A 15,019-nucleotide genomic window follows, 5' to 3' on the forward strand; every position below is an offset into this window, starting at 1 on the left:
TCGTGCGCGGCCGGTCACCTCCGCTCCCCCGGCGTGGCGCCGACGGCGCTCTCGGCGATGCCGGACCGGTCCAGGTACGGCGTGACGCCGCCCAGGTGGAAGGGCCACTCGCCGCTCGCCAGGAGCATCAGGTCGGCGTCGGCGGGGGCGGCCAGCACACCGTCGGCGACGAGGGCGCCGATGTCCCGGGCGAGGGCCGTCAGCGCGTGGTCGAGCGCGTCCGGGGCGGTGGTCGTGGGGGGCGGCGTCGCACGGGTCAGGATCCCGGCCCGCAGCAGCAGCCGGGCCGGCACGCTCGGCGGCGTCGGGAGGGCGAGCGGCGCGCAGACGGTGTCGAGTTCCTCCTCGGGGGCACGCTCCAGCAGCGCGCCCAGGAAGGTGCCGCGCAGTCGGTCGGCCACGACCCCGGGGTGGTCGCCGACGGGCAGCAGGGGCAGGCCGGTCCGGGCGACGAGGGCGCCCGCCGTGGCGTAGGCGTGGTCGGTGGCCCCGGCCCGAGCCAGTTCCACCACGCCCGGCGCGGAGACGGTGGCCGGCAGTCCGAGGCCGACCAGCCGGCCCGGGTGCTTGAGCCCGGCCGCCACCTCGGCTGCCGGGCGGGGGCCGACGGCGATCAGCACGCACTCCTCGGAGACGGCGCCCTCGGCCTGCCGCAGCAGCGCGTCGTCCGCGCCGGGTCCGGCGACGACGACGTCCGTGTCCGCGAGGACGTCCACCGCGGTTCCGGCGGTGATCCCTGCGGCGCACCGTCCGGCGTCCAGGTCGGAGATGCGTCCGGCCGCGCGCGCCTCGTCGACGAGGCCGCGCAGACGGCCGGTCACGGCCTCGCACGCGGCCGCGTCGGGCAGGCACACGGTGACCGGCATGCGCAGCTTCTCCAGCAGCAGGGCGGCGAACCGCAGCCCGTCCTCGCCGTCGCCGATCAGCCCCACGCCGCGCACCGGCCGCGCCAAGCTCGTGTCGGGGCGCGCCGGGTGGGAGGCGGCGCGGCCCTGGGTGAGCTGGAAGGCGTAGAGGCTGGAGCGGAACTCGGGGGTGACGAACAGGTCGGCGGCGGCCTGTTCGGCCGCGGTGAGGACCTCGTCCCGGGGGGCCGTCCTGGCGAGTTCGAGCAGTTCCAGGGCGCGGCGTGGGGCGGGCACGGCGCCGTGCGTGTGCGTCTCGACGAGGTCGGCGGCGCGGGCCAGTGCGCCGTCCCACTGGCCGGCGAAGGTGTCCGGCGGGGTCCGGTCCACGGTCTGCCGGCCCGTCAGGACCCCGGCGGCCCAGGCCAGCGAGCGGTCCAGGAAGCGGGTGGGGTCGAGCAGTACGTCCGCGAGGCCGAGGTCGTGGGCCTCGACGGGCGTGAGCATTCGCCGGGCGGACAGGGGGTGTTCCAGCATCAGGGTGACGGTCGTGTCGGGGCCGAGCAGCCGGGGCGCCAGCCAGGCGCCGCCCCACGCGGGGACCAGACCGAGCGAGCACTCGGGCAGGGCCACGACGGGCGCGCCACGGGACAGGGTGCGGTAGCCGCAGTGCAGCGCGAGTTCGAGGCCGCCGCCGACCGCGGCGCCGTTGACGAACGCGAAGCTGGGCACGGGCAGTTCGCCGAGGCGGCGGAAGACCTCGTGGCCGCGGCGCAGGGTACGTACGGCCTCGTCGCGGTCGGTGACGCCGGCCGCCAGTGCCAGGTCCGCGCCGGTGCTGAACATGAAGGCGGTTCCGGTGACGGCCACCGCGGCGATCTCCCCGGTCCGGGCCCGGGCCGCCGCCCGGTCGAGCACCGCGTCCAGGCGGTCCAGTCCCTCGGGACCGAACGTGGTGGGCCGCATGGCGGGGCCGAGCGGGGGCAGTCCGTTCTCCAGGGTGATCAGGAGGAGGGTACCCGCGCCGTCGGGCAGCACAACGTCGCGCGGGCGGGGGGTGGTGACGGTCTCCGTGGTCACGGGATCTCCTGCGTGGCCGGGGATGGGGGGAAGGCGGTCGGGTCGGCGAGGAAGTCGCGGACGGCCGCGAGGAGTTCGCCGGGACGTTCGAGGGGCGGGGTGTGTCCGGTGGCGGGCAGCACCACGAGCCTGGCCCTGGGCATGCGGGCGGTGTACTCGCGTACGACGGGCAGCCGGATCGGGACGTCGTCGGCGCCGTGGACCACAAGCACCGGCACATCCACCTCGGGCAGCCGGCCGGTGAGGTCGCCCCGCCGGTAGACGGAGTGGCAGGCGTGCTCGATGCGCTCGCCGGTGAGCGTGGTGAAGTGCTCGGTCCAGGCCCGGGCGGTGTCGCTGGTGAGGAAGGCGCGGCGGAAGTTGAGCCGGGCGACCATGGCCGCGAGGTCCGCGCTCATCCCGTCCGCGAGCACCGCCTCGACCATCGCCTCGAAGGGGCGCCTGGTGTTCTCCGGTTCCTCGTCGGGGCGGGTGTCCACCAGGACCAGGGCGGAGACGAGCGAGGGGTGGCGCAGAGCCATGCGCAAGCACTTCATGCCGCCCATGGAGTGGCCGACCCAGACGGCGGGCCGCTCCCCCATGACGCCGCGGTAGGTGTCCGCGAGCCGGTCGACCTCCTCCTCCAGGGTGTACGGCGCCGTCCGCGCCGGTGCCAGGCCGTGGCCGGGCGCGTCCACGGCGACGGTCGTCCGGGTCGTGGCCAGGGCGGTCGTGACGGGCTCCCACACCCTGCTGTCGGTGAGCAGGCCGTGCAGCAGGACGACCGGGTCACCGGTGCCGCACCGGTGCCAGCCGAAGACCCAGTCGCCGTCGCCGGCCGTGTCGTGTGTCCGTGTCGTCGGTTCAGCCGCACCCGCCGCCATGTCCGAGGTCACCTCCTCCGCGAGCCTCGAGCACGGGTTCGCGCAGGTCCGGTTCGGGGGGCGGCGCGGTGCCGTCCGTGGGGCCGAGGGTGGCCAGGAAGGCGTCGAGGCGGTCCAGACCCCAGTACTTGTCGTGGCCGTTGATGAAGTACGGCACGCCGAACACGCCGTCCTCGACGGCGCGGCGCAGCGCCCGGGCGCCCTCTTCGCGCAACCCGGGGTGGTCGGCCGCGCCCGCGAGTTCGGCGGGGTCGAGGCCGCTCTCGTCGGCGAGGGCGGCGATGGTGGCGGGGTCGCAGATGTTGCGGCCCTCCAGCCAGCGGGCGGTGTAGACGCGGTCGGCGAACTCGGTGCCGCGGCCGTGGGCCCGGGCGGCGAGCCAGGCCAGGTGGGGGACCTCCCAGACGGGGTCGCGGTCCACCGGCCAGGTGACCTTCAGACCGCGGGCGGTGGCGAGCCTGCGGACGTCGGCGAGGATGTAGAAGTGCTTGGGGCGTGACATCGCCGTGTAGACGAAGGCGTGCCCGGACTCGGCCAGCAGCCGTTCGCTGCGCGCGTCCGGCTCCCAGTAGGGCACCCACTCCAGTTCGGCGGCGACCCCGGGCCGGCGGCGCGTCAGTTCGCGGTGGGCCAGCCAGGAGTACGGGCTGCGCAGGGAGAAGTAGAAGATGGTCCTCGTGGTCATGGCCCTCGCCTTCCGGGGCTGGCTGCGGTCGGGTGCGGTGCGGGAGGGGCCGGCGGCGCCGCCCGGTTCACAGGGCGATGCCACCGTCGACGGCGAACACCTGGCCGGTGATGTAGGCGGCCCGTTCGGACACCAGGAAGGCCACGAGGTCGGCCACCTCCTCGGGTCCGCCGAAGCGGCCGAGCGCGATGCGGCCGCGCATGCTCTCGGCGGTGTTCGCGGGCAGCTCGGCGGTCATGTCGGTGGAGATGAAGCCGGGGGCCACCACGTTGGCACGCACGCCGTGGCGGCCGAGTTCCTTGGCGAGGGACTTCGTGAAGCCGATGATCCCGGCCTTGGTCGCCGCATAGTTGGCCTGTCCGGCGTTGCCGTGCAGGCCGCTGACGGAGGACAGCGTGACGATGCTGCCCGACCTGCGTTTCATCAGCCCGAAGGCGACGGCACGGCACAGGTGGTAGGTGCCGTTGAGGTTGGTGTCGACGACCTCCCGCCAGTCGTCGTCGCCCATCATCAGCAGGGGTTTGTCCCGGACGATGCCGGCGCAGCCGACGACGGTCGCGATGGGGCCGAGCTCCCGCTCGGTGGCGGCGACCAGCGAGCGGACGGCCCCGGCGTCGGTGACGTCCGCCCGCACGGGCAGCACGCGGGCCCCGGTCTTGCCGGCCGCCTCCGCGGTCTCCTGCGCGGCGTCGTCCCGGCCGCGGTAGCAGAACGCCACGTCGTGGCCGGTCTCGGCGAGCCGTTGCACGACGGCTCGCCCTATGCCGCGTGAGCCGCCGCTGACCAGGGCGACGGGACGGTCGGGTGCGGGCATGGCGGGTCTCCTCGGAGGGCTGCGGGACCGACGGGTCTCAGGGGCTGGACGGGACCGACGGGTCTCAGGGGCTGGACGGGACCGACGGGTCTCAGGGGCTGGAGTGGTCCGGGGCGAGCGGTGGGGCGACGGAGGCGAGCGGGCGCAGCGCGACGATGAAGTGGCCGACCTCGGTCACCAGTGCGCCGTCGCAGTGGGTCCCGCCCGCCAGGATCGTGGTGTCCCCGACCGCCCGGACGACCCGCACCCGGTGTTCGAGCAGGTCGCCGGGGGTCACGGGGCGGTGGAAGACCACCTCGTCGACGGCACCGGCGAGTTCGACCTTTCCGGTGGTCACGTCGGGGTTGGGCGTGTTCCAGACGGCGAGCAGCACGGCGGCCTGGGCCCAGGACTCGATCAGCAGCGGACGCGGGTAGTGGAAGCGGGCGGGACCGCCGTGCGCCGGGACCCCGCGGTAGCACGACTCGTTCGCGCTGACCGCCTTGAGCGCGGTCAGGGTCCGTCCCGGATCGACCCGCGTGACACGGTCGACCAGCAGGACGGGGTGGCGGTGCGGGATGATCCGGGTGATGGCGTCGGTGTCGGCGGCCCAGGCTGTCATCGGCCCGCCCCGCTCGCCACCGTACGATGCCGCAGCCGCAGTTCGGCGACGCGGCCGCGGCCGGTGCTGACCACGACGTCGCTGCGCAGCTCGGGCGCGGCGTCGTCGCCGTCGGCGTACTCGACGCGCAGGGTCAGCTCGTCGCCGGGGAAGACCGGGGCCCGGAAGCGGCAGCGGTCCACCGCGACCAGCTCCCGCTCCCGGTCCAGGCGCCGCTGGTCGAAGAGGATGCTGCGGTCGGCGTACTCGATGAGGCACACTCCCGGCAGGACCGGGAAGCCGGGGTAGTGGCCGGGGAAGACCTCGTGCCCGGGGTCGACGGTGGCCCGTGCGGTGACGGCGCCGCCGTCGCGGAGGACGGACCGGGGTTCCAGGCCGAGCAGGGAGACGGACGGCGCGGTCATGAGGCCGCCCTCAGTTTGGCCTCGAGCAGTGCGTAGGTGTCGTCGAGGGTGGCAAGTTCGGTCAGCTCCTCCTCGGCCAGTTTGACGGGGTACTCCGCTTCGAGCCGCACACTGATCTCCAGGGCCATCAGCGAGTCCACCCCGAGGTCGTCGACGAAGTGGGCGCGGTCGGAGATCTCGGCGACGTCGACGTCGAGGATCTCGGCCAGCAGGGTGCGCAGTCGCTCCTTGTCCATGGGCGTGCGGCTGGTGTGCTCGGGTGCGGTACGGGTCTCTTCGGCCATGACGTTCCTTTCGCTGCCGGTTCGGCGGGTCTCGGGCGGGGGCGGGGGCGGCGGGTCACCTGAGCCGCAGGACGAGGCAGGCGACGAGGCCGTCGTCGTCGACGGAGGTGACCAGGGCGGTGGCGCCGGGCCGGGGGCGGTGGGCGGCGGCGGCGAGCACCGCGGCCAGCTGGACGCCCGCGGACGCGGCCGAGGCGTCGCCGATCAGGTCGCGCACGCCGATGAACTCGGCGTCCGTGCCGTCCAGTACGGTGCCGAGCACGTCCGTCTCCACCGTGTCGGTCTCGTCGGTGCCGGACGCGGGGTTCCCGAAGCCCATGGGGCAGGCCCCGGGGGGCGGGGCGACGCGCCCCGAGGGTGCGGCGAGGGCGACGTCGCCCGGTGTGGTGCCGGCTGCCTCCAGGGCGCCGCGCACGCACCGTTCCAGGGCGGCGCGCGGTCCCCGCGGGCCGGCGCCGAAGCGGACGGCGAGGATGTCGGCGTACGGGGTGCGGCCGGCCTCCCGGGCGGTCTCGGCATCCTCCAGCAGGAACATGGCGCACGCCTCGGCGAGCGGTGTGGCGCGGCGGGCCTCGCCCCTCGTGTGCCAGGCGAGCCAGGCGCGCTGTTCGGAGAACTCCTCCACGGCACCGCACAGCACCGTGCGGCTGTAGCCGCGCTCGCGCAGCCGGGTGGCGTAGCGCAGGGCCTGGAGTCCGGTGAGGGGGCCGCCCGCCAGGGTGGCGTTGGGCCCCTTGAGGCCGTACCAGATGGCGCTTTGCCCGGCGGCGCGGTTCATGACGGTGTTGGGGAACAGCGCCGGGTCGACGTAGAAGGGCTTGGCACCGGTCAGCGCGTCGCGGGTGAAGTCCATGGTGCTCTGCACGGAGCCGGAGCCGGTGCCGAGGACGAGTCCGACGCGTTCCGGTTCGTCGAGGCGGCGGGCGGTCCCGTCGGGGTCGACGAGCGTGCCCAGGGTGGCGACGGTGAGGCCGGTGAGCCGGTCCATGGTGCGGGTGCCGCGGCTGCCGAGCACGGTGACCACGTCGAACCCGGGCACGAGCAGGGCGTCGCCCGGCGGTGCGTGCCACACCTCGCGGTTGAGCCGGGGGACGACGGGGCGCCGTTCGGCGAGGCCCTGGGTGAAGGGTCCGGCGCCGATGCCGTACGGGGAGAGCACCGACCATCCGGAGATCACGGTGGTGGTGGCGGGGGTGGGTGGTGCGGTCGCCGGCTGTGGCACGGTGGTGGTCATCGGGTCGCCTCCCGTCGGCTCCAGGTGGCGCCGGCGGCGACGAGTTCCGCGCCGTCCACGCCGATCGTGTTGCCCGTCAGCCACGAGGACGGGGCGTTGGACAGCAGGACGACGGTTTCCGCGACGTCCTCGGGGGTGGTGAGCCTGCCGTGCGGGTTGCCCGCCGCGGACTCGTCGGTGAACTCCTCGTGCCCGGGGATGCGCAGCAGCGACGGTGTGACGGTGACGCCGGCGCGCAGCGCGTTGACCGCGACTCCGTGCGGGGCGAGTTCGCAGGCGAGCTGGCGGACATGGGACTCCAGCGCGGCCTTGGCGGCGGAGACGGCGCCGTAGCTCGGGAGTACCTGGCTGGTGCCGGCGCTGGTCATCGCGAAGACCCGGGAGTTCTCGGCGAGGAGCCCGGCGGACAGCAGGTCCTGGGTCCAGTAGACGAGGCTGTGGGCCATGACGTCGAGCGTCATCTCCAGTTGGGCACGGGTCAGGGACTGCTTGGTGTCGTCGGTGGGCAGGAACGGCACCAGACTGCCGAAGGCCAGGGAGTGCAGGACGGTGGCCAGCGCCCGGCCGCCGGTGAGTTCGGCGAGGGCGGGCAGCAGGGTGGCCCGCCCGCGGTCGGACGCCGCGTTGACGTTGAAGAGGTGGGCGCGCACGCCTTTGGCCCGCAGGGTGCACTCCAGCTCCCGGGCCGCCCGGAGTCCGTCGGCGCGGTCGAGGTGCACTCCGGCGATGTGCGCGCCCTGGTCGGCCAGGGCGAGGGCGGTGGCCCGGCCCATGCCGCTCGACGCGCCGAGGACCAGACACCAACGGTCACGCAGTCGATTGCGCACGTAAGCCTCCTGACGGGGTGGGTCGTGGTGCTGCGGCGAGGACGTGGACGGCGGCGAGGTGTCCGGCTGCCGTGGCCGTGAGGACCACCCGGCCCCCGCCGCCGGCCGCGAACGGCTCGGCCGCGGTCAGCAGCGGAGCGAGGCACCCGGCCCCGGCGGGGCGGGGCCGACGGGCGGACGCGCCGAGGAGCGCGCCGACGGCCGTGCCGCGGGCCGAGCCGTCCAGTACGGCGTGGACCGGTGCGGGCGGCTCGGACTGGACGGCGCTCAGCAGGTCGCCGACGGCGAGGCCGAGTTCGGGGTCGGCGGCGTCGATGCCGGGCGGGACGAAGGCGGCCGCGGCCCGCAGGCTGCCCCGCACGGGCGCCCCTCGGTGCTCGGCCGCGGCCCGCGGTTCCAGGACCAGGGCCACGGCTCCCTCCTCGGGCGGCGGTCCGGCCGCCCCGGCCGAGGAGGGAGCCAGGTCCTCCACGGCGGCGACCACCACCAGGTCGGCGCGGTCCAGACGCAGGGCCCGGACGGCCGTCTGCACCGCCTCCACGCCGGCGACGGAGGAGGTCGTGAGGGTGCAACTGAACCCCTTGAGGGCCTGTTCGGCGGCGAACCGGCCGGCGAGGACGTTGACGGCGAAGTAGGGGGCGAGGGCGGGACGCAGCCGTTCGGCCCCGGTGTCCACGACGGTGCGGTCCATGTCTCGGAAGAGCGGCGCGAGCCCGTTGTTGGTGCCGACCGCGAGGCCGCGCCGGTCCGGCGGCACCTGCACGGGCGCCGTCGCGGAGCGCAGGGCGCGTCGCCCGGCGGCGAGCAGGTAACGGGCGCCCTGGGGGAGGTACTTGTGGCCGCGCGGGCCGAGTTCGGCGTCGGCGTCGAACCAGGCGCCGGGCGGCCGTCCGGGACCGGGTACGACGGTGGCCACGCCGGTGACCACGATGTCCGCCTCGGCGGGGCGGTGCGGCGTCAGCACGGCAGGGCCTCCCGCAGTACCAGGGAGATGTTGTTGCCGCCGAAGGCATAGGCGTTGACCAGCACGGACCGGGCGGTCAGCGGCGTCGCGGCCGTCGGGAGCGGGACCGAGCAGTCCGGATCCGGCGCGCCGACCGGCACGTTGGGGGGCACGGTGCCGCGGCCGAGGACGACCGTGGCGGCGACGGCGGCGAGGGCCGCGGCGGCTCCTCCGGTGTGGCCGAGGAGCGCCTTGAGGCTGTACAGGGGCGGTACCTCCGTCCGCGGCCCGAACGTGGTCCGCAGGGCGGCGCTCTCGATCCGGTCGTTCAGCCGGGTTCCGGTGCCGTGCGGGATCACGCAGCCGATCTCGTGGGGTTCGACGTGGGTGCGGTCGAGGGCGTCCCGCAGGGCGCGGACGATCTGTTCGCCGCTCTCCTCGGGGGCGGTGGGGTGTCCGGCGTCGCAGCTCCAGCCGGCCTCGCCGACCTCGGCGAGCGGCCGGGCACCGCGGGCCCGGGCGTACGCCGCCGATTCCAGCACCACGACGCCGGCGCCCTCGCCGAAGACGGTGCCCGCCCGGTCGGCGGCGAACGGACGGCAGCCGTGGGCGTCGACGGCGCCGAGCCGGTTGAAGTTGGCTAGGGCGATGCGGGAGTAGGCGTCGGCGCCGCCGGTGACGACGACGTCGGCCTCGCCGCAGCGGATCATGTCGGCTGCGGTGGCGAGCGCGAAGCCACTGGCGGCGCAGGCGTTGCTGGTGCTGCTCGCCGCACCGGTGACACCGAGGTCGGCCGCCAGCCGTGAGGAGACCTCGAAGTCGGGCCGCCGGTCCGGCGCCGCCGGCGGATCGTGCGGCGGCGCGGACGGCGCGGCCCCGCCGCTCCGTTCCCGGGCCCGTTCCCGGTCCCGGTCCCGCTCCCGTTCCCGGTCGCCGAGGGCTCCCATGCACGTCCCGAGCACCACCGCGGCCCGGGCGGCGCGCAGCGCGTCCCGGTCGAGACCGGCGCCGGCCAGCGCCTCGTGCGCGGCGCGCAGGGCGAAGGTGGTGGCGCGGCCCGGGCCGGTGTCCGGTTCCTCGTCGAGGGCCGGTTCCGGCACCAGGTACATCAGGGGCAGCTCCATGCGCGCCCACGGGTCGGGCACCTTGTCCGGCTGCCTGCCGCGGGCCCGGTCCATCGCGGCGCCGAGGGCGGGCACTCCGGTGCCGTGGCAGGTCACGGCACCGACTCCGGTGACCAGGACGGGGTCCATCAGCCGTGCTGCCCGTTGAGCCGCTGGACCATGCGGTCGTCGAACTCCACCAGGCTCCAGTCGCGCCGGTTCTCGATCAGCGCGTAGCCGTGGGTGATGCGGCCGGTGGCGGTGTGCACGGGCACGCCGTCGCGCAGGACGTAGCAGTCCATCCGGGCGGTGTAGATGAGCCGCTTGAAGACGTCCTCGACGGTGAGGACGGTGTAGATGTCCTCCTCCATCCGGGCCTCGGCGAGCATGACGACGGAGTTCTTCGGTACGACGGGGATCCAGTTCTGTTCGTCCAGCAGCCGTTTGATGGAGATGCCGCGGTCGGCCAGGAAGCGGTCGACGGCCTCCTCCATCAGACGCAGATAGCCGGACATCTGGAGGCGCTCGGTGAAGTGGCAGTAGAAGTACGGGATGCGCCACTTCCAGCCGAAGGCGTTGGCGTCCGAGGTCAGCGCGGCGAGCAGTTCGTCGCCGTCGGCCACCCTCGCCGGCGGGGTGGCGGCGACGGGTACCCGGACCAGGTGCGCGCGGTCGATCTCCTTGACGGTGAAGCGTTCCAGGACCTGGGGCACCGGGGCGGCGCCGCCGCCGCGCGGGTCGTGCCGCAGGGCCACCCGGACCTTGGCGGAAACGGTCTTGACCGGGGTCGCCGAGCCGTGGACGTCCAGGGAGACGGTCAGGGCGATCTCCTGTCCGACGGGCGGCCCCTCGGCGACGACCCGGGCGGAGACGATGTCGTCGATGTGGGTGGCGGACAGGATCGCGGCCTCGACACTCACGATGTCGACGCACAGGCCGAAGTCCTCGTAGAGCATCCCGGCGGGCCAGCCGCTGCGTCGCAGGTGTTCGAGGACGGCCTCCTCCACAAGGTAGTTGACGTGTTTGAAGCCGATCCAGGTACAGATGTTGGAGCCCTCGTACCGCGGCCGCAGCTGCACGGTCGAGGGCCGCTCCAGGACCTCCACGGAATCCGGCAGCGAGGGGGCGGTGGTCACGGGTGCCTTGGTCACGTCATCTCCAGCGGGGCGTCGGCCGACGGGGCGCCGGCGGAGCGGTCGGGTGGGGCGAGGAAGTCGCCGAGCAGCCGGCCGAAGGACCGGGCGCGTTCGGCCATCGGGAAGTGCCCGCATCCCGGGAACTCGGCGAGCCGGGCCGCGGGCAGGGCACCGGCGAGCGCGCGGGCGTCGGACACAGGTGCGGCGCGGTCGTCGCTGCCGGCGACGACCAGGACGGGCAGCCGGACGCGGTGCAGCGGCAGCGCGGGAGTGCGCAGGTAGGCCCCGAAGAAGTCCATCCAGCCGTACGGGCCGATGCTCTCGCGGACCCGCAGGGCCATCGCGTGCCGGACCTCGGGGTCGAGGCGGCCGCCCGCGGACACGTGCAGCCCCTCTTCGAGGATCAGGTGGAAGCGGTTGAAGTAGTAGGAGATCGTCTCCCAGTCGAAGTCCTGTCGGCGCGGTCGGTAGAAGGGCGCCACGAGAACGGCCGCGCGCAGCGGCGACGCCTGCGGTGAAGCGAGGTGTTCGAGCAGCGCGTTGGCCGCGAAGGAGTGGGCCACCACGACCTCGGCCCGGGTGCCGCGCACCACGTCGGCGACGAGGCCGGCCGGGTCGCCGGCGAGCCCGGGGCCCGCGGTGCCGTCGAAGGGCCAGCGGACGTCGGCCGCGGTCGTCCGGACGCCCTCGGGCGCCTCGGCGCGACACGCGTCCCACAGCCGGGTGCTGCCGGCCAGTCCGTGCACCAGGGTCACGCGCAGGGCGCTCATGAGGCGGCTCCCGCGGGCGCCACGGACACTCCGTGCAGGACCAGGGCGGCCGCGGCGTCGTCCTCGCCGGGGCCGTCGCCGCCCGGCCCGCGGCCCGCGGCGGCGAGCATCGAGTGGCCCGCGGTACGGGTGAGCTCGGCGGTGGCGGCCACGCACTGCATCACGCCGAGGGCGCCCGAGCAGTGGCCGTGCCGTGCGCGCAGGTCACGGGCGGGGACGCCGGTCGGGGGCGGCGGGACGGGGGCGGCGGGCGCGAGCGGGAACTCCGGCGGCCACCAGGCGTCCGGTGGGCGGCTCTCGTTCTCGCGGGCGGCGGCGAGGGCCCGGGGCAGGTCGCCCGCGCGGACGTAGCGGCCGATGCGGGCGCGGGGGGTGCCGCCGCGGGCCTCCACGGCGTCGGCGGCCTCGGCGACGAGGGCGACGGCACCGTCGAACAGCGGTCCGGCGTCGCCGACCAGGTGCAGGACCGGCTCGTTGACGGGCTCGACCCCGATGACCAGGGCCCGTCGCAGCCGCCGGGCCGCGATGAGCGTACGGGCCCAGTGGACCGCGTCGAGCCCGGAGGTCGCGCCGTTGCACAGGGTGACGTTGGCGCCGCGCAGCCCGTGGGTGATGGCGACCCAGGAGGCCGTGACGTTGCCGGCGGTGTTGGGCAGCAGCATGGGGCTGGTGGCCCGGTACGTGCTGCTCCTGATCGTGGCGGCGGTCTCGCAGACGGTGTCGACGTTGCCCCAGTTGCTGCTGACCACCACGCCGAAGTCGTCCCCGTCGACGCAGAGTTCGCCGTCGGGGCCGAGCAGTCCGGCGTCGTCGAGCGCGTCCCGGGCGGCGCACAGGGCCAGTTTGGTGGCCCGGTCCTTGTAGCGCAGGCCGGATCCCCGCAGGGTGCTCACCGGGTCCGGGCCCGGCACGGTCTCCGGCGGGTCCGACAGGGCGTCCGGTCCGCGCACCCCTGTGATCGCCGTGCCCGAACCGCTGATCAGCACCTCGGCCCGCGCCGTCGCTTCCGCCGCCCGCATCTACGCCACCTTTTCCACGACGGCCACGGCGTTGAGGCCGCCGAAGCCGAAGGAGTCGATCTGGGCCAGGGAGAGTTCCGGGTCGACGGCCGCGTCGGGGCCCAGCCGGAAGCCGGCCATCTCGTCGATGGGGTCGGCGAGTCCGAGGGTGGGCGGCACCCTGCCGGAGTCGAGCGACTGCACGGCGGTGATCAGGCTGTGCAGTCCGGAGGCGCCGGCGGTGTGCCCGATCATCGACTTGATCGCGGTCATCCGGGGCGCGGTGTCCACCCGGGCGAAGACCTCGACGAGGGCCTGCGCCTCGGCCGCGTCGTTGTGCGGGGTCCCGGTGCCGTGCAGCAGGACCAGGTCGATGTCGGCGGGCTTGACCCCGGCCCGCGCGTGGGCGTCGCGCATCACCCGGGCGATGCTGTCCACGTCGGGTGCCGAGGGGTGGTGGGCGTCGCAGTTGACGCCGACGCCCCTGACCCTGGCGTGCGGCCGGCGCCCGGCTCCCGGTTCGCGCCGCAGCACCACCGCGGCGGCGCCGTCGCCCTGGAGCATGCCGCGTCGGCCGCGGTCGAAGGGCAGCACCGATTCGGGCGGCTTCTGGTAGACCCGGTCGAGCATGCCGTAGGTGCTCTCGGTGATGGTGTCGGCGCCCGCCACCACCACGGTCTCGGCCTCCCGGAGGTCGAGCAGGTCGACGGCCATGCCGAGGGCGTACAGGGAGGCGGCGCAGGCGTTGGCGACGGTGTAGGTGCGGTCGGCCCCGAAGCGGCGGCGCAGTGCGGTGCCGAAGTGCAGGTCCGCCGGGTCGAGCGGGGCGCCGTCGCACCAGTTCAGCTCGGCGGAGCGCAGCTCGCGCAGGGTGGTGCCGACGATCACGGGTATGCCCGTGAGGTCCTCGGGGAGGCCGGCGTCGGCCAGGGCCTCGGCCACGGCCGCCAGGAGCCACCGGGTGGGGCGCAACGGGCGGTCCGCGCCGGGGGCGGGCCGGTCGTCGATCTCGTAGGCGTTGCGGGCGCGGAAGTTGGCGCGGTCGAAGCCGCGCAGGGGCGCCAGTCCGGTGCGGCCGGCGCACAGCGCGTCGAAGGTGGCGACGCGGTCGGCGCCGACGCTGCAGTTGGCGCCCATCCCGGTGATCAGCGCGCTCATCGCACCTCCCCGGCCGGGTCCGGGGCGGCCTCCGTGTACTTGCCGAGGACGAGGACCGCGTTGTTGCCGCCGAAGGCGAGGGCGTTGTTCTGCACGACGCGCAGGTCGGCCTCGCGCGGCACGTTGGGAACGCAGTCGAGTCCGCACTCGGGGTCGGTCTCGACGTGGTTGATGGTGGGCGGGATGAATCCCTCGACGATGGCCAGGGCGCAAGCGGCGGAGGCCAGTGAGCTGGCCGCACCCATGGTGTGTCCGATCATCGCCTTGATGGAGATGGTGCTCGGCGGCCGGTCGCCGAACACGCGCCGGATCGCGGCGGCCTCGGTGACGTCGTTGGCCCTGGTGCCGGTGCCGTGCGCCGAGATGAAGTCGATCTCCTCGGGTTTGACGCGGGCGTTGGCGTGGGCGAGTTCGATGCAGCGGGCGATGCTGTCGCCGTCGGGGGCGACCGGGTGGTGGGCGTCGCAGTTGAGTCCGTAGCCGAGGACCTCGCAGTAGATGCGGGCACCGCGGGCGAGCGCGGACTCCAGGGTTTCCAGGAGCAGGATGCCGGCGCCCTCGCCGGTGAGGATGCCCTTGCGGTTGCGGTCGAAGGGCTGGCACGCCTCGGGGGCGATGGTGCCGAGCCGGTAGAAGCCGGTGAAGGTCTTGCGGCACATGGCGTCGGCGCCGCCCACCAGGGCGACGTCGACGTCTCCGCAGCGCAGCGCGTCGAGTCCGTAGCCGATGGCGTAGTTGCCGGCCGCGCAGGCGGTGGCCAGCGTGGTGGCCTCGACGTCGGTCAGGCCCAGTTCGGCGACCACGGCGGAGGAGAGTCGTCCGGCGGAGCTGCGGCGGGCGACGGCCGGGTCGAGGTGCTCGGGGCCGTCGGCGATCTCGGTGGCGACCAGTCGGTCCAGGTCGGCCGACTCGCCGTCGGTGGTGCCGACGCAGACCAGGGCGCGGCGGGAGCGCAGCTCCGCGACGTCCATCCCGGCGTCGCGCACCGCCATGACCGCGGCGGCCGTGGAGAACTGCGCCGCCCGGCCCAGGTGTTCGGCGGGGGTGTGGGTGATCCACTCGGCGGGGTCGAAGCCCGTGACCTCGCAGCCGTTGGCGTGGGCGAAGCCCTCGGTCTCGAACGCGGTGATGGGCCGGGCGCCGTTGCGTCCCTCGCGCAGTCCGGCGAGGAACTCCTCGACGCCGATGCCGATGCTGGTCACCGTGCCGAGCCCGGTGACCACCACCCGTCGTGTCCCCTGCGCCTCCGGGTGGGGGGCCGGGGTCGTCACGGC

General features: G+C 74.9%; 16 protein-coding genes. All 16 read right to left on the reverse strand.

Annotation, left to right across the window (positions count from 1 at the left end):
* Nucleotides 1-14: 14 nt before the first annotated feature.
* The 16 genes from ACFYZ3_RS14735 to ACFYZ3_RS14810 all read right to left on the reverse strand — a co-directional run bounded on the left by ACFYZ3_RS14735 (nucleotide 15) and on the right by ACFYZ3_RS14810 (nucleotide 15,016).
* Entirely contained in the window at nucleotides 15-1,925 is a 1,911-nt protein-coding gene (locus tag ACFYZ3_RS14735) for an enoyl-CoA hydratase-related protein (RefSeq protein ID WP_388516753.1), read from the reverse strand.
* The gene (locus ACFYZ3_RS14740) at nucleotides 1,922-2,800 is read right to left on the reverse strand and encodes an alpha/beta fold hydrolase (protein WP_388516756.1); all 879 of its coding nucleotides are present in this window, start codon (nucleotides 2,798-2,800) and stop codon (nucleotides 1,922-1,924) included. The genes ACFYZ3_RS14735 and ACFYZ3_RS14740 overlap by 4 nt, the downstream gene beginning before the upstream one ends.
* A complete protein-coding gene (locus ACFYZ3_RS14745; RefSeq protein WP_388516758.1) occupies nucleotides 2,769-3,473 on the reverse strand; it encodes a 2-hydroxychromene-2-carboxylate isomerase in 705 nt (234 codons plus the stop codon). Before ACFYZ3_RS14745 ends, ACFYZ3_RS14740 begins: the two co-directional genes overlap by 32 nt.
* Nucleotides 3,474-3,540: 67 nt before the next feature.
* Nucleotides 3,541-4,287 (reverse strand): 3-oxoacyl-[acyl-carrier-protein] reductase, encoded by a 747-nt coding sequence (gene fabG, locus ACFYZ3_RS14750; protein ID WP_388516761.1) that lies wholly within the window; start codon nucleotides 4,285-4,287, stop codon nucleotides 3,541-3,543.
* 91 nt (nucleotides 4,288-4,378) lie between these two features.
* Nucleotides 4,379-4,888, reverse strand: a complete 510-nt coding sequence (locus ACFYZ3_RS14755; protein ID WP_388516764.1) for a 3-hydroxyacyl-ACP dehydratase FabZ family protein — start codon at nucleotides 4,886-4,888, stop codon at nucleotides 4,379-4,381.
* Nucleotides 4,885-5,292 (reverse strand): hypothetical protein, encoded by a 408-nt coding sequence (locus ACFYZ3_RS14760; RefSeq protein ID WP_388516767.1) that lies wholly within the window; start codon nucleotides 5,290-5,292, stop codon nucleotides 4,885-4,887. The genes ACFYZ3_RS14755 and ACFYZ3_RS14760 overlap by 4 nt, the downstream gene beginning before the upstream one ends.
* On the reverse strand, nucleotides 5,289-5,576 hold the full coding sequence (locus tag ACFYZ3_RS14765; RefSeq protein WP_388516770.1) for an acyl carrier protein: 288 nt from the start codon (nucleotides 5,574-5,576) through the stop codon (nucleotides 5,289-5,291). The genes ACFYZ3_RS14760 and ACFYZ3_RS14765 overlap by 4 nt, the downstream gene beginning before the upstream one ends.
* 55 nt (nucleotides 5,577-5,631) lie before the next feature.
* Complete coding sequence (locus tag ACFYZ3_RS14770; protein ID WP_388516773.1) at nucleotides 5,632-6,810, reverse strand: beta-ketoacyl synthase N-terminal-like domain-containing protein; 1,179 nt, start codon at nucleotides 6,808-6,810, stop codon at nucleotides 5,632-5,634.
* On the reverse strand, nucleotides 6,807-7,637 hold the full coding sequence (locus tag ACFYZ3_RS14775) for an SDR family oxidoreductase (protein WP_388516776.1): 831 nt from the start codon (nucleotides 7,635-7,637) through the stop codon (nucleotides 6,807-6,809). The genes ACFYZ3_RS14770 and ACFYZ3_RS14775 overlap by 4 nt, the downstream gene beginning before the upstream one ends.
* On the reverse strand, nucleotides 7,618-8,601 hold the full coding sequence (locus ACFYZ3_RS14780) for a beta-ketoacyl synthase N-terminal-like domain-containing protein (RefSeq protein ID WP_388516779.1): 984 nt from the start codon (nucleotides 8,599-8,601) through the stop codon (nucleotides 7,618-7,620). Before ACFYZ3_RS14780 ends, ACFYZ3_RS14775 begins: the two co-directional genes overlap by 20 nt.
* A complete protein-coding gene (locus tag ACFYZ3_RS14785) occupies nucleotides 8,595-9,833 on the reverse strand; it encodes a beta-ketoacyl synthase N-terminal-like domain-containing protein (RefSeq protein ID WP_388516781.1) in 1,239 nt (412 codons plus the stop codon). Before ACFYZ3_RS14785 ends, ACFYZ3_RS14780 begins: the two co-directional genes overlap by 7 nt.
* A complete protein-coding gene (locus ACFYZ3_RS14790; RefSeq protein ID WP_240330547.1) occupies nucleotides 9,833-10,834 on the reverse strand; it encodes a thioesterase family protein in 1,002 nt (333 codons plus the stop codon). The genes ACFYZ3_RS14785 and ACFYZ3_RS14790 overlap by 1 nt, the downstream gene beginning before the upstream one ends.
* Nucleotides 10,831-11,589 (reverse strand): alpha/beta fold hydrolase, encoded by a 759-nt coding sequence (locus ACFYZ3_RS14795; RefSeq protein ID WP_388516784.1) that lies wholly within the window; start codon nucleotides 11,587-11,589, stop codon nucleotides 10,831-10,833. The genes ACFYZ3_RS14790 and ACFYZ3_RS14795 overlap by 4 nt, the downstream gene beginning before the upstream one ends.
* The gene (locus ACFYZ3_RS14800) at nucleotides 11,586-12,608 is read right to left on the reverse strand and encodes a beta-ketoacyl synthase N-terminal-like domain-containing protein (protein WP_388516787.1); all 1,023 of its coding nucleotides are present in this window, start codon (nucleotides 12,606-12,608) and stop codon (nucleotides 11,586-11,588) included. Before ACFYZ3_RS14800 ends, ACFYZ3_RS14795 begins: the two co-directional genes overlap by 4 nt.
* Nucleotides 12,609-13,745, reverse strand: a complete 1,137-nt coding sequence (locus ACFYZ3_RS14805; protein ID WP_388516790.1) for a beta-ketoacyl synthase N-terminal-like domain-containing protein — start codon at nucleotides 13,743-13,745, stop codon at nucleotides 12,609-12,611.
* Nucleotides 13,742-15,016 carry a beta-ketoacyl-[acyl-carrier-protein] synthase family protein gene (locus ACFYZ3_RS14810; protein WP_388516793.1) on the reverse strand — a complete coding sequence of 425 codons (1,275 nt, stop codon included), beginning with the start codon at nucleotides 15,014-15,016 and terminating at the stop codon, nucleotides 13,742-13,744. Before ACFYZ3_RS14810 ends, ACFYZ3_RS14805 begins: the two co-directional genes overlap by 4 nt.
* Nucleotides 15,017-15,019 lie beyond the last annotated feature (3 nt).

Origin of the sequence: Streptomyces sp. NPDC001599 (assembly GCF_042893535.1) — a bacterium.
Classification (GTDB): domain Bacteria; phylum Actinomycetota; class Actinomycetes; order Streptomycetales; family Streptomycetaceae; genus Streptomyces.

What these genes read in the sequence shown, in the direction of transcription:
- ACFYZ3_RS14800 (WP_388516787.1), bottom strand. Translation starts at nt 12,608, where the DNA reads ATGCGGGCGGCGGAAGCGACGGCGCGGGCCGAGGTGCTGATCAGCGGT.
- ACFYZ3_RS14745 (WP_388516758.1), bottom strand. Translation starts at nt 3,473, where the DNA reads ATGACCACGAGGACCATCTTCTACTTCTCCCTGCGCAGCCCGTACTCC.
- ACFYZ3_RS14795 (WP_388516784.1), bottom strand. Translation starts at nt 11,589, where the DNA reads ATGAGCGCCCTGCGCGTGACCCTGGTGCACGGACTGGCCGGCAGCACC.
- ACFYZ3_RS14765 (WP_388516770.1), bottom strand. Translation starts at nt 5,576, where the DNA reads ATGGCCGAAGAGACCCGTACCGCACCCGAGCACACCAGCCGCACGCCC.
- fabG (WP_388516761.1), bottom strand. Translation starts at nt 4,287, where the DNA reads ATGCCCGCACCCGACCGTCCCGTCGCCCTGGTCAGCGGCGGCTCACGC.
- ACFYZ3_RS14785 (WP_388516781.1), bottom strand. Translation starts at nt 9,833, where the DNA reads ATGGACCCCGTCCTGGTCACCGGAGTCGGTGCCGTGACCTGCCACGGC.
- ACFYZ3_RS14805 (WP_388516790.1), bottom strand. Translation starts at nt 13,745, where the DNA reads ATGAGCGCGCTGATCACCGGGATGGGCGCCAACTGCAGCGTCGGCGCC.
- ACFYZ3_RS14755 (WP_388516764.1), bottom strand. Translation starts at nt 4,888, where the DNA reads ATGACAGCCTGGGCCGCCGACACCGACGCCATCACCCGGATCATCCCG.
- ACFYZ3_RS14760 (WP_388516767.1), bottom strand. Translation starts at nt 5,292, where the DNA reads ATGACCGCGCCGTCCGTCTCCCTGCTCGGCCTGGAACCCCGGTCCGTC.
- ACFYZ3_RS14770 (WP_388516773.1), bottom strand. Translation starts at nt 6,810, where the DNA reads ATGACCACCACCGTGCCACAGCCGGCGACCGCACCACCCACCCCCGCC.